11 protein-coding genes and 1 riboswitch are annotated in these 12,928 nt (G+C 35.6%); of the genes, 7 read left to right on the forward strand and 4 right to left on the reverse strand.

From position 1 onward, the window contains the following. Nucleotides 1-2,010 carry a thioredoxin family protein gene (locus LK994_RS08495; protein ID WP_229759647.1) on the forward strand — a complete coding sequence of 670 codons (2,010 nt, stop codon included), beginning with the start codon at nucleotides 1-3 and terminating at the stop codon, nucleotides 2,008-2,010. Nucleotides 2,011-2,018: 8 nt separating this feature from the next. Here the strand turns inward: LK994_RS08495 and LK994_RS08500 are convergent, their stop codons facing one another. From LK994_RS08500 to LK994_RS08510, 3 genes are all read right to left on the reverse strand, one after another. Beyond that, on the reverse strand, nucleotides 2,019-2,411 hold the full coding sequence (locus LK994_RS08500; protein WP_229759648.1) for a hypothetical protein: 393 nt from the start codon (nucleotides 2,409-2,411) through the stop codon (nucleotides 2,019-2,021). 106 nt (nucleotides 2,412-2,517) lie between these two features. After that, entirely contained in the window at nucleotides 2,518-4,035 is a 1,518-nt protein-coding gene (locus LK994_RS08505; protein WP_229759649.1) for a Do family serine endopeptidase, read from the reverse strand. 159 nt (nucleotides 4,036-4,194) lie between these two features. After that, the gene (locus tag LK994_RS08510) at nucleotides 4,195-5,187 is read right to left on the reverse strand and encodes an acyl-CoA reductase (protein WP_229759650.1); all 993 of its coding nucleotides are present in this window, start codon (nucleotides 5,185-5,187) and stop codon (nucleotides 4,195-4,197) included. A 68-nt stretch (nucleotides 5,188-5,255) separates the two neighbouring features. On the opposite strand from LK994_RS08510, the gene LK994_RS08515 reads away from it, so the two are divergent. The 5 genes from LK994_RS08515 (at nucleotide 5,256) to LK994_RS08535 (ending at nucleotide 8,428) form a co-directional block, all read left to right on the forward strand. Next, nucleotides 5,256-5,603: a 4Fe-4S dicluster domain-containing protein gene (locus tag LK994_RS08515; protein ID WP_229759651.1), complete on the forward strand. Its 348-nt coding sequence runs from the start codon at nucleotides 5,256-5,258 to the stop codon at nucleotides 5,601-5,603. Nucleotides 5,604-5,731: 128 nt separating this feature from the next. Continuing rightward, nucleotides 5,732-6,196 (forward strand): YybH family protein, encoded by a 465-nt coding sequence (locus LK994_RS08520; protein WP_229759652.1) that lies wholly within the window; start codon nucleotides 5,732-5,734, stop codon nucleotides 6,194-6,196. A 103-nt stretch (nucleotides 6,197-6,299) separates the two neighbouring features. Continuing rightward, nucleotides 6,300-7,283: a D-alanine--D-alanine ligase gene (locus LK994_RS08525; protein ID WP_229759653.1), complete on the forward strand. Its 984-nt coding sequence runs from the start codon at nucleotides 6,300-6,302 to the stop codon at nucleotides 7,281-7,283. Nucleotides 7,284-7,288: 5 nt separating this feature from the next. Next, nucleotides 7,289-8,089: a PASTA domain-containing protein gene (locus tag LK994_RS08530; protein ID WP_229759654.1), complete on the forward strand. Its 801-nt coding sequence runs from the start codon at nucleotides 7,289-7,291 to the stop codon at nucleotides 8,087-8,089. Nucleotides 8,090-8,119: 30 nt separating this feature from the next. Beyond that, nucleotides 8,120-8,428, forward strand: coding sequence for a rhodanese-like domain-containing protein (locus tag LK994_RS08535; protein WP_229759655.1), 309 nt, complete (start codon nucleotides 8,120-8,122; stop codon nucleotides 8,426-8,428). An 84-nt stretch (nucleotides 8,429-8,512) separates the two neighbouring features. On the opposite strand, the gene LK994_RS08540 is transcribed toward LK994_RS08535, so the two are convergent. Then, the gene (locus LK994_RS08540; RefSeq protein WP_229759656.1) at nucleotides 8,513-10,663 is read right to left on the reverse strand and encodes a TonB-dependent receptor; all 2,151 of its coding nucleotides are present in this window, start codon (nucleotides 10,661-10,663) and stop codon (nucleotides 8,513-8,515) included. Nucleotides 10,664-10,703: 40 nt separating this feature from the next. After that, a riboswitch (TPP riboswitch) is annotated at nucleotides 10,704-10,799 on the reverse strand. Nucleotides 10,800-11,145: 346 nt separating this feature from the next. Between LK994_RS08540 and LK994_RS08545 the strand changes: the two genes are divergently transcribed. Further along, a complete protein-coding gene (locus tag LK994_RS08545; RefSeq protein WP_229759657.1) occupies nucleotides 11,146-12,870 on the forward strand; it encodes a T9SS type A sorting domain-containing protein in 1,725 nt (574 codons plus the stop codon). Nucleotides 12,871-12,928: the final 58 nt, after the last annotated feature.

Raw genomic sequence — 12,928 nt, forward strand, 5'->3', positions numbered from 1 at the left:
ATGAGAAAACTGCTGACGGTTGTCTTATGTTTTATTACTTTATCAATGTTTGCACAGGAAAAACCTGTGCAGTTTAGCTTTACGACCGCTACAGATACCGCAGGTAAACAAGTGTTACTCATTAAGGCTACTATTGCGAAAGGAGCTAAGTTATTATCAACCCAAAAAATAGATGGATTGGATGATGTAAGAACTGCCATCAATTTTGATAGTACATCCAGATTGAGAATAAAAGGTGATCCGATTGCTATTACATCATCGATCACAGAAAAATCAACTGCGTTAGGAGGTGTAAGTATTCAGTATTTTACCGATTCCGCCATATGGTCTCAGGAAGTCAATGTAGTGAAAGAGGATAGTTTCAGGATAAAAGGAGAAGTGCTTGCCTATGTGTTAAATGGAGATGAAGTATTGAATTTTTCTTATCCTATTTCAAAAGAATTCGTTTATCGCCCCAAAACTCAAGAATTAACTTCCTTTGAAAAAGCACCCGAATCTTCTACCAACAAATCTGTGCTCGGATGGCTATTGGCTGGTATTCTAGCCGGGCTGATAGGGTTCTTAACGCCATGTGTGTATTCGCTTGTGCCCGTTACCGTTAGCTTGTTTTTGAAACGAAGCAAAACTCCTCAGCAAGGTAGACAGAGCGCTCTTTTCTATGCATTCTCCATTGTAGCCATTTATACCTTCGTTGCAATATTGTCGGTATTGTTTGTACCGCAATCTACGTGGAATGCTATATCCACCAGCTGGCAATTTAACTTGCTGGTTTTTGCGTTGTTCGTAATTTTTGGTATTTCTTTTTTGGGCGCATTTGAAATTAGTCTTCCTTCATCATGGGCCAATAAATTAGATAGCAAATCCGGTTTAGGAAGTTACACAGGCATATTTTTCATGGCATTAACATTAGTGGTAGTGTCATTCAGTTGCACAGGAAATTTTGTAGCAAGTATCTTGGGGATTGCAGCTAAGACGAACAAATTGGCTGCTATAATGGGAATGTGTGGCTTTGGAATAGGATTGGCGTTGCCTTTTGCCTTATTTGCCTTTTTCCCTTCCTGGTTAAAAGAAATATCTAAACCGGGTGGTTGGCAAAATGCAATGAAAGTGTCACTTGGTATTTTAGAGTTAGCATTGGCGATGAAATTCTTGAGCAATGCAGATGTACAGATTGGTAAGTTTTTGTTTTCGAGAGATATTTATCTGGCAATATGGGTGGCTTTATTTGCTTTCCTTACTGTTTATTTATTGGGTGGTTTCAAAATGAAACATGATAGTCATCTTCCGAAAAATGATTGGGATATGCAGTATATTCCTATTCCTCGTTTTTTCTTTGCCTTACTTTCAATGGCTTTTACAATATACCTGATTCCCGGATTATGGGGAGCACCGCTTAATAAAATAAGTGGATTGTTACCACCTTACGGTACGCAGGAATATACAATGAATGCAGCCAAGACTGATATTGAAAAAAATAATTCAATAAAATCAACCTATGTTATTAAACCTGTTAAGTATGTAAATGAATTGATCAAAAATGAATCTGCTGCGGCTAAGAGTGCAGGGTTGGTTGCTTTTTTTGATTATGATGAGGCATTGGCGGCAGCTAAAGAACAAAATAAACCATTGATGATTGATTTTACAGGAATTGTTTGTCCTAATTGCAGAGAGTTTGAGAATAGGGTGTGGACTATGCCCGAAGTGATGGAGAGAATGAAAAATAAATTTGTAGTGGCTTCTTTATTTGAAGATTTTAATCAGGAGTTACCGGATGCTGAAAAAAGATATTCCGCATTGCTGGGTGCTCAGATAAACACTGTTGGAGATAAATACAAAGAATTGTCAATAAAACTTACCGGAGGGGTGTCTCAACCCAATTATATTTTTTTATATCACGATGGAAGTAAGATCGTTGATAAAAGTTATGGCTACGATGATGTGCAAAAAAATGGAGAACTTGATTTTGTAAAACACCTGGATATGGTGTTGGATAAATTCAATAAAAAATAATTCTCTTTTTACATGTTAATTTTTAAAGATATCATCGGTTGGAAATTGTTAACCAACTGATTGTTTTTTGATAAAAAGATTTTTAAATTGTTGACGCTTACTGTTGCTGCTTTCTTTTTGTATTTATTAGCACTGATAAAAAAAGGAATACTTACAAGACCACTGGCAATACCTCCTCCAATTAATAAACCTCCTGCAAAATCCTGTTCGAAAGAACTATATTGACCACGTGATTCATTTGCAAGAATTCCTCCGGTAATAGCAGCCACTCCAATGGTTAACAAAACGATCCCGGTAGTTTTTTTTCTCTTACTTTTTTCGAGGTAATCATTTTTACTTACTTGTGAAAATACGGTTGCTGAAAATGCAATGAATACGATAAGACCAAATATCTTTTTCATAAACAATATTTTAAAGATTAAGTACAACGACTTCCAAAATACTACAATTTTTGAAAAAACAAAAGGCAGTATTGCTACTGCCTTTGTAAAAGTTATTTCGTGTTGATTACTCCAGAGTTATCGGGTAATCAAAAATTCCATCAGAACCAGGATAAAAACCACTGATCGTAAGTGTTTTGGAAGTAGCGATTATTTTCTTGAAATCTTCAACATTTTTAACATCTTTATCATCTACTTTTAAAATGATAAATCCATCTCTCATACGGGTTTGATCATTTAATGCACCTTCATTTATTTTCTTTACAACTACACCACCAGGTATACCATACTCTTTCGCTTTTTTTGCATCTAAAGTAACAAAATCAGCACCTAATTTAGCCATCGTTCCATCATCTTCTTTAACAATATCATACGTGCCGGCGTTGTTTTTTAGTGTAACGTTGGTTGTAGTTTCTTTACCACCTCTTTCATATGTCACAGTGATCTTATCGCTTGGTTTATAGCGGCTAACTTGTTCTACCATTTCTGCACTGGATGAAACTGGAACTCCATTTATTTTTGTAATGAAATCACCTTTTTTAATGCCTGCGCTTTCTGCTGCTCCACCTTTTGATACATCACTGATGAATACGCCATTACCTTCCATAACTCCGTTGGCTTTCTTTTGTTCATCAGACAATCCATCCGGACTATATGATACGCCTAAGAATGCTCTTTGAACAGTACCATACTTGATCATGTCATCTACTACTTTTTTTACAATATTTACTGGTATTGCATAAGAGTAACCGCTGTAATATCCTGTAGGAGATGCAATAGCAGAGTTGATGCCTATCAACTGCCCGTTGGTGTTAATCAATGCACCACCACTATTACCCATATTTACAGCAGCATCTGTTTGTATAAAAGATTCAACTGCAGAATTTGTTTTTGTGCTTTTGTTCAAACCAAGGCTTCTTGCTTTAGCACTTACTATTCCTGCGGTAACTGTTGTTTCTAAATTTAAAGGATATCCTATCGCTAATACCCATTGACCGATTTTTACATCATCAGAGTTGCCGTATAATAAGAATGGCAATCCGCTAGCATCTATTTTGATCACAGCCAGATCATAAGCAGGATCTCTACCAATAACCTTTGCTGTGTAAGATTTTTTATTGCTTAATGTAACGGTTAGCTCATCAGCATTTTCCACTACGTGATTATTAGTTACTATATATCCATCATCGCTGATGATAACACCAGAACCCGAAGCTCTTTGTTCAGGTATGTAGCTATTACCTCTGCCGCCAAAAAACTGATCAAAAATATCATCATTAAAAAAATCGCTGAATGGGCTCTTTGGCATTTTAGGTAAATTATTACTTACCTGTTTAGCATTTGTTTTTGTTTTTATATGCACTACTGCCGGCAATGCCGCCTGGGAAGGTTGCGTAAAATCTGTGGCACCGGGAGGCAGGTTGTTATCAAACATACCAGCATACTTGTAGTTAGACGGAACCATTCCTGCTTGTTGTCCGGCAAAACTATTGTTGTGTTGTATAAACTTAGTGTAACCAATCATTACACCCAGCGCTGTAATGGCGCTGATCGCTACAGTAAATAAAATTTGTTTTGTTTTCATAATCTATAACGTTTTCTGAATTTTAAAAATTGAATTCAATTTTTGTGCCTTTCATATACAAAGTAACGAAGGGCTGACAAAATGATATTTACCAACTGACATGTTTAACAATTAATTAGGAACGATTTCGTAGATGAAAAAACTCAATTCTATTACCTGCTATAAAGATAACAAAAATTGAATGGTATCAATGCCATCTGCATAATCTGTGAGGGAGGGAGTTTGGGCCATGCCAAAAGGGATATCTATTCCTGCAATGCATTGAATTTCATCATTTTTTTTCAAGGATTCCAAAAGAGTCGTTTTATCGCTATAAAAACTATAATTCAACTGACTGATGGGAGAAAAAATAGAATCACTTTCTACCAGCAAAGTGGCTTCATTGGTCATATAAAATCGATTGTTCATGATCTGTATGGCCAGGTTATAGTCGTAATTATTTCTGTATTTATGATGGTCTGCAAAATATTTATAGCGATGAAAAGATTGTAATAACGGAACAAAATCATATTCCTCCGGTACAAATATCTTTGTCACATTTCGGCAACCTAACCCAAAGAAAATATGAATATCATCAGCCAGTTTTTCAAGCGTTTCCATTGTTTCGTTACCGGTTAAAATTGCCACTGATGTACGGTTACGACGGATTATACTTGGGTATTTACTAAAATAATATTCAAAATATCTGGCGCTGTTGTTACTTCCCGTAGCAATATAAGCATCACAGCCCTTTAGCATTTCTGAATATGAGATCAACTTTGCACAATCGCTGTTCAGTTCCGTCATTTTTTCAGTTAAATACGGCAACAAAACATCATCCTTGCTGGATAGTTTTATCATTTGCCGATGGCCGGAAATAAATACACATAAAAAATCATGAAAACCAACTAATGGAATGTTGCCTGCCATAACAATGCCTACCTGTTTTTGGGTGATATTGTCATCTAAAAAATAGCGGTTTGCCCATGCCGTTAATTTTTCCGGATCAATAAATTCATTAATAATGTTATTTAAAGCAACATCAATGAAATCGGGGGTAAACCAACCATTTTTTATCGAAGCTTTATGTTTAACAGCCTGCCATTCTTCTGTATTTTTTTTTAGAAGATTTCCTAATGCTGATAATAAATTAATTCTATTTTGTAAATTCATCTGGTAATTATACTTTTGGGTTGCAAATGTATTTTATTTAACCCTTTATTTATAAAAAACTCAAAACAATGGCTATTAAGATTACCGACGAATGTATTAATTGCGGTGCTTGCGAACCAGAATGTCCTAACAATGCAATTTATGAAGGTGGTGTAGAATGGGCAATATCTGACGGAACAACTGTAAAAGGATCATTTACTTTATTGGATGGCACTCAGGTAGATGCCGACCAACGTAACGCACCTTTAAGTGTGGATACTTATTATATTACTCCTAATAAATGTACGGAGTGTCAAGGATTTCATGAAGAACCACAATGTGCGGCAGTTTGTCCGGTTGATTGTTGTGTTCCTGATGAAATGTATGAAGAAACAGTGGAAGTACTCATGGCAAAAAAAGACAGCTTACACGTTTAAGATTTTATACAGACCGGAAGGTCTTACTACAGGCAGGTGATATTTCCTGCAACAAGGGCGAGGGTATTGAAAAATACTTTCGCTTTTTTGTATACTCTCATCTCATTTTTTTTTACTAAATTAACTGCATGAAAAATTTATCACTATTGCTTATTATTTCAATTTCTTTATTGTCTTGTTTTAAGAAGAAGCCTAAAGAAGATATGGTGGATATTAAGATGAGTATGATGGATGCTGACAGAGAGTTTTCAAAAATGAGTGAGTTAAAAGGAATGAAGGCAGCTTTTATGGAATATATTGATAGCAATGGCGTTTTGTTAAGACCCAATTCAAAGCCTATCATCGGTGGAGAGGCTATATTTTACATTAGCCAGGGAGAAGATTCTTCATATACAATGACATGGGATCCTAAAGGGGGGAGTGTAGCTCAATCGGGTGATCTTGGCTATACCTATGGGATATATTCCATTAAACCCAAAAAATCTGAAACGGTACAATATGGTACTTATGTAAGTATTTGGAAAAGACAGCCGGATGGTAAATGGAAATTTGCTTTAGATACAGGTAACGAGGGAATTGATATAGCAGAATAAAACGTGGTCAAACTGTTAAATTTTATAAACAACTGTAACTAATAAGCATACATTAAAAACTAAAACTAATTTCGTTTCTTTGCTAAATAACTTATTGATATAGATGAAGAAAAAAATTGCACTGGTTACAGGCGGTTATTCCGGAGAAGCGGTAATATCTTATAAAAGTGCCATCACCATTGAAAACAACATAGATACCCAAAAATGGGATTGTTATAAAATAGACATTCGTACTGATGGATGGTTTTATATCCCTGCCGAAGGCGAACATATAGCTGTTGATAAAAATGACTTTTCTATTATTGTAAATGGGAAAAAGATCATTTTTGATGCGGTATTAATAGGGCTTCACGGGACACCTGGTGAAGATGGTAAATTACAAGGCTATTTCGATTGTTTAAAAATACCCTACACTTCTTGCGATGCGGCAACTTCAGCATTAACATTTAATAAACGATACACTGTAGCAGTGGCCGCTTTTGGAGGCATGCATGTGGCAAAATCTTTGCACTTGTTTAAAGACGACACTTCAATAACAAGCAGCGATATTTTAAAGGAATTAAAATTGCCTGTGTTTGTAAAACCTAATAATGGAGGCAGCAGTATTGGTATGAGTAAAGTAAATGAAGCAAATGATCTGCAGGCAGCATTGGAAAAAGCATTTAAAGAAGATGACCAGGTTTTGGTAGAAGAATTTATTAAAGGAAGAGAATTCACGATCGGTGTTTTTAAAACTAAAGGCAAGATCATCCCACTACCCATAACTGAAGTGATATCTAAAAATGACTTCTTTGATTTTAATGCAAAATATGAAGGAGCTAGCACAGAAGTTACGCCTGCTGCAATTGATCCGTCAATGGCTGATAAAATAAGTAATGCCGCAAAAAAAGCCTATAGTATTTTTAATTGTAATGGCATTGTACGAATCGATTTTATTTATGATGAGCAGAGTGGCAATCCTTATATGTTAGAAATAAATACTGTACCCGGTCAAAGTGAGGCAAGTATTGTACCTCAGCAGGTAAAAGCAATGAACTGGACATTGAAAGATTTTTATTCAGCTTTAATTGAAGAATGTTTTAACTGATCAATATGTTTAAATTTATCACCGATAAGCCGCTTTGGGTAAACTTTGTAGCCGCTGTTGTACTATTGTTTACGTTGGTATTTGTATTACTGCAAATGCTAAGTTGGATAACCAAGCATGGAGAGTATTTAACAGTACCTTCTTTGGTAGGGAAAGACACACACCAGGCAATAGAATTATTGGAAAGCAAAGGCTTTGATGTAGTGATACAAGATTCTGTGTATACTGATACAGTAAAACGTGGTACTGTTATCAAGCAGTTACCTGATGGGGGCTCTACCGTGAAAGTAAATCGTAGTGTTTTTCTTACTATCAATCGTTATGTGCCGCCAATGATTGAAATGCCAAAATTGGAAGGGCTAAGCTTACGTTTTGCTTTAGACCTGCTTCGTCGCAATCATTTGGAGTTGAGAGATACCATTTATAAACCGGATTTTATGATGGGGTCCGTTTTGGAACAGCAATATAACGGGCAAAGAATTTCTCCGGGACAAAAGTTGCAATGGGGTAGTGCTATTACTCTGATCATTGGCGGAGGATTACAAGATGCTGAAATACTTGTACCTGATCTGGTTGGGATGAGATTTGCTGAAGCGAAAGCGGCGCTTGATTCTACTGGTATAAGCATAGGAGCAATTATTTCTGAAACAGATATTAAAGACACTGCTTCTGCTTTTATTTATAAACAAAATCCTGAAAGATTTAATGAAGAAAAGCAACCAATGTATATTCACTCCGGGCAGGTAATGGATATTTGGATATCGCCTGTGATGATATACCTCAAGGATACTTTAAACAACCAATAAGATATTAATACATTTAAAAAATACTATAACATGAATACCATAACCGTTGAAGAAGTAAAAGCAAGATTAGATGCAGGCGAAAAACTACATATCATAGATGTAAGAGAGCCTCACGAAAATGCTGAATTTAATATAGGGGGGCCACTTATTCCATTGGGCAAGATACAGGCAATGCAAATTGATGAGCTGGAAGAACTGAAAGACCAGGAATTGATCATTTATTGCAGAAGTGGTAATCGTAGCGGACAGGCTTGCATGATTTTAGATGCAGCAGGTTTTAAAAACACAAAAAATCTGGTAGGAGGGATGTTAGACTGGAGAGCAAAATTTAATGTCTAGGATATATAGAATAAACCACATTGATGAACATAAAAAAGTTCCATTTCGACTAGCGAAACGGAACTTTTTATTTTTGGTAGACGGTTACAATTTAACATTCAATGATATCATTGCATTAAATCGTGCCATAGGATAATAAAAGTTTTCAGTAGTTAACCCGCCGTATACATAACTAAATGTATATCCGGTTGATTCATATTTTTTTGCAAAAATATTATTGAGTTTTAAACTGATATTAGTTTCTTTAAAAAGCTTATTGTGTAAAGTGTAAGCTAGTCTTACATCCTGCAGATAATAAGAATCAAGGCTCCTGCTTTTGTTAGAAGTGTTGTCCATGTATTGGCTGCTTACATATTTTCCAAGAAGACTGATTTCTCCATTTTTTACAGGAATAATATTAAGACTGTAATTACCGATTGCAGCAGGAGAGAAAGATATATCTGTTTTTTTATAAAAATTAGTTACATATCCACCATTGTCATAATCATCTATCAACTCCGTGAAGTTTTTGATCTTATTTTCGCTTAAAGAAAGATTGGCCGTAGCATTTAACCATTTATTGAAAACATATGCTCCTTCCAGCTCTACACCCAGTCTGTAACTTTTAGGGATATTTATTCTTGTATAAGCCCCTACATCATTAATATTTCCAACTAATACCAATTGGTCCTTATATCGCATGTAGTAAACTGTTGCACCAAAACTGTAATTTGTTTTTCTTTTTTCAGCGCCTAATTCAAAATCGTGTAGCTTTTCGGGAACAGGCTTTTTGGCTGTATTGATCTCGTAGTCATCTCTGTTAGGTTCTTTATTTGCGTTGGCATATGATAAAAATACCTGCCAGTTATTAGCATTATAGGTAATACCAGCTTTAGGATTAAAAAAGTTGTAATTGCTTTTAACTATTAAAGCCGGATTTTTTCTAAAACCATTAATGGTGTAATCTACATTTCTGTATTGCACATCTACAAAAGTTTGCCAATGCTGGTTAAGCGTTTGTGTCCATTTTGTATACAAAGAAAAATCTTTTTTAGTTGCAGTTAAATCGTACCAGTGATAATTAGGTGTAACCGGAACCTGTGCCCAGATAACTTCTCCAAAATGTTTTGCGTCATTTTGGTTGTATCCGCCACCAATCGTTAACTGTGTGTTTTTCTTTTCATGTTGCACAGAAAAAATAGTTCCATATTGCTTATTGTTTGGCCAAAGCCTTCTAATAAGATCTGTAGAAGAGATAGTTGTATTACCAACGGTATAATCAGACAAACCATAATCAGCTAACGCTTCGCCGGCTTTATATTCTTCCCAATATCCGCTTCCGTTAACTAAAAAAACAGCCGTACTCAGTTTTAAACTATTGCATATTTTTTGATTGTAAAAGAACTGGTAATGTGTTTGTGTATAATTATCTGTTTGATTGTTGTAAGGTTCTCCGGGCTTGTCTGTTCCGCTGCTATTATATGTTCGGTTTGTATTTAATAAATATTCCGGTACCCCGTTCCATGCCTGGTAGGTTTTTTCTTTGCCTGAAAAAATATTCAATCTAAATGATTTGTTAGCATCAACATAAGCAGTGCTTGTGTAAAATGATTTCAGATCACTTTTAGCTCTGTCAATATATCCGTCGCTGCTTACTTTGCTGAGCCTGGCATCAAAAGTGAAATGTTTATCTAATATACCTGTACCAAATTTGATTGTATTTTTCCATGTATTAAATGAGCCATAACTATTGTTAGACTCAGTGTAGTTTTTTTCAATGATCTCATTGGTAGAAATATTTACCGAACCTCCAAAAGCACCAGCTCCATTGGATGAAGTTCCTACACCTCTTTGAATTTGTATATTACTGGCAGAAGAAACAAAATCAGGCATATCAACAAAATAACTGATTTGGCTTTCGGGGTCATTGTAAGGAATGCCGTTCAATGTTATATTGATACGGGTGGCGTCAGATCCTCTAACCCTGAAATTTGTATATCCAACACCATTTCCTGCATCAGAGTTGACTACAACTGATGGGGTTTGGTTAAGAATAAAAGGAAGGTCCTGGCCAATGTTATTCTTTTCAATTTCTTTTTTGGAAAGATTGGTTTTTGCAAAGGGGGCCTTTTCTGTTGCCCTGACAGCTGATACTTCAATAGGTTGTAAAAAGGTAGTGTCGCCGAGCTTCTCCTGCGCCTTGGCCAAAATAATGGAGAATGAGCACAATACTGTACTGATAAATACTTTTTTCATTAAAACGAGATTTGTGCTGAACATCCGGATTATGATCCGATGTAAAAGAAAGGTATCTCCCTTCGCAGGTATTATCCTGAGCAGGTTATACGGGTTTAATCTCAGCCTCATTCAAGAAGCACCCCGGAAATTCAGTCGGTTATAAAAACATTTGCAAAACAAAGGTATAGTAGTTTTTGAGTTAGTGGTAATTTTTTCTACGATATCGTTATCATTCTATCAATACAAATAAAATTATAATATATAAATAATTAATAAACAATAAAAATAAAAATAATTCACTTTTTCTTTCATTATGTAGAAAATAAAAAATATTTTTACATCACACAAGAGTCTAGCTTAATCCTCAAGACGAAATTTCCCTTAAAAAAATTTCGTTCATATCCTCTCCCGAGCAAACAATCCATTTGTTTGAAAAGCCGCCGTAATTAATTTCCCTTTATTCTGTAGAAGAGCCGTTAACCTTATTAAACATTTTAATTATGAAAACTTTTCTACCTTCAGTTATTTTACTGACTACCCTTGTGTTTTTTTCTTCACACGCTAAAGCTCAAAACACTGATCTGCCTAATCCAAATAAGAATATCAAAGTGTTACCTGCGGGTTCATTTGTGATAGCGATGGATAAAACTTATCAGGCAAATCCAGGTTATTTCAACATCAAAACATATGGTTTACTTGTAAACCTTATGAATGGTGGTATCAGACTTCGTTGGGTGATTGATTCAGGTAAAGTGCATGGTGCCGCAGATTTTTCTGTATTGGCTGAAAAAATTACTCCTAGTTTTGTTGCAGCTGGCACAACACCTAAAGACTTTAAAGCCGGTCCATTTGTGATCACTCCTTCAGACACCGCTCTGGCTAGATTATTTATAACGATTTATAATAATTCTATGACACCGGTAAATAAAATAAATGTTTACAGAACTACTGCTCCTGTAAATGTGAATGTACGTTATGATCTTACCGCTGTTAAACCTAAAGCTGCGGTCTTGAATGACGGTGGTAAAGGTTCAATTCAGATAGCTTACATGACTGCTGCTTCAATTCCTTCTACCAATTACAAAATTCTTGATTCGGCCGTTAATCTATATAATGGCTGTTATACTTTTGCCTCTGAACCGCATAATGATGGTGGTGGAAGTTTTCCTATAGCACGTATAGTGGATTCTCTAAGAGATTTTGTTCAGAAGGGAGGAAATTTTCTTGCAGAATGTGCGGCTATTGAAACATATGAAAATGTTAGTCATTCACAATCCTCTCTGGGAATTGATGTATTAAATAATGCTATCAAAACGAATATAAATTATGCCAATCCTGATCTTTCCTATGCTCAATTTGATGGTATATTTACACCAGAGCAAGGCGGTTCTTGCCAATCATGGACAAGGAAGTCAGGTAGTGTGGCTTTGAATAATTTTTATCCTGTTATCAATGGTAGTACCGCTGCTACGGATTCTGTATTTGGTGCAACAGTATCAAAACATAGGTCTGGTAAAGGGGGCTTGATCTTTTATTTGGGTAACCATAGTTTCTCAGGTAATACAGATGATGATATTAATGGTATAAGATTGTATATGAATGCGTTCCTTACTCCTGCCGCTTATGGTAATTGCCCTTTGTATCAATGTGACGGAAATGGACAGTGTGGACCTTTACCGGTTACACTAAAATCATTCAAAGCTAAAAAATTGAATTTGCAACAAGTGCAATTGAATTGGTCAACAAGCACAGAATTGAATGCGAAAGAGTTCATCATTGAAAGATCTTTTGACGGAATTAGTTTTGTGGGTATTGGCAGAGTAAATGCACAAGGATACAGCAGCACAGAAGTTGCGTATGCATTTCAGGATCAGTCTCCGAAAAACGGATACAACTACTATCGTCTAACAGAGATCAGTAATGACTCTAAAGTTAGCTACTCTGAGATCGTTTCTGTTTATTTCAGCGGTAAAAATTTAGGCTTAGAAGTTTATCCTGCACCGGCTCGTGAGTCAATCACAGTTGATATGAACAGTTTCTCTGCAACTAACAACCTGATCAGTATATTTGACTTAACAGGAAAAGCAATGATCAACAAATTAAAAGTAAATAGCAATTCAGTTAAAATAGATGTAAGAGCTTTCCCTGCCGGAACTTATATTCTAAAAGCTGTTGATGCCAACGGAACTATGCTGCAAAGCAAATTCTCTGTAATCAAACATTAATAATCACACACTCTACTTTATAAAGATGCTGCATGTAAAAATGCAGCATCTTTTTTAT

It is taken from the genome of Ferruginibacter lapsinanis (genome assembly GCF_020783315.1).
Classification (GTDB): Bacteria; Bacteroidota; Bacteroidia; order Chitinophagales; family Chitinophagaceae; genus Ferruginibacter; species Ferruginibacter lapsinanis.

Bases quoted from the DNA above. Each gene is read 5' to 3' on its own strand.
- LK994_RS08495 (WP_229759647.1), top strand. From the start codon at position 1: ATGAGAAAACTGCTGACGGTTGTCTTATGTTTTATTACTTTATCAATG.
- LK994_RS08500 (WP_229759648.1), bottom strand. From the start codon at position 2,411: ATGAAAAAGATATTTGGTCTTATCGTATTCATTGCATTTTCAGCAACC.
- LK994_RS08505 (WP_229759649.1), bottom strand. From the start codon at position 4,035: ATGAAAACAAAACAAATTTTATTTACTGTAGCGATCAGCGCCATTACA.
- LK994_RS08510 (WP_229759650.1), bottom strand. From the start codon at position 5,187: ATGAATTTACAAAATAGAATTAATTTATTATCAGCATTAGGAAATCTT.
- LK994_RS08515 (WP_229759651.1), top strand. From the start codon at position 5,256: ATGGCTATTAAGATTACCGACGAATGTATTAATTGCGGTGCTTGCGAA.
- LK994_RS08520 (WP_229759652.1), top strand. From the start codon at position 5,732: ATGAAAAATTTATCACTATTGCTTATTATTTCAATTTCTTTATTGTCT.
- LK994_RS08525 (WP_229759653.1), top strand. From the start codon at position 6,300: ATGAAGAAAAAAATTGCACTGGTTACAGGCGGTTATTCCGGAGAAGCG.
- LK994_RS08530 (WP_229759654.1), top strand. From the start codon at position 7,289: ATGTTTAAATTTATCACCGATAAGCCGCTTTGGGTAAACTTTGTAGCC.
- LK994_RS08535 (WP_229759655.1), top strand. From the start codon at position 8,120: ATGAATACCATAACCGTTGAAGAAGTAAAAGCAAGATTAGATGCAGGC.
- LK994_RS08540 (WP_229759656.1), bottom strand. From the start codon at position 10,663: ATGAAAAAAGTATTTATCAGTACAGTATTGTGCTCATTCTCCATTATT.
- LK994_RS08545 (WP_229759657.1), top strand. From the start codon at position 11,146: ATGAAAACTTTTCTACCTTCAGTTATTTTACTGACTACCCTTGTGTTT.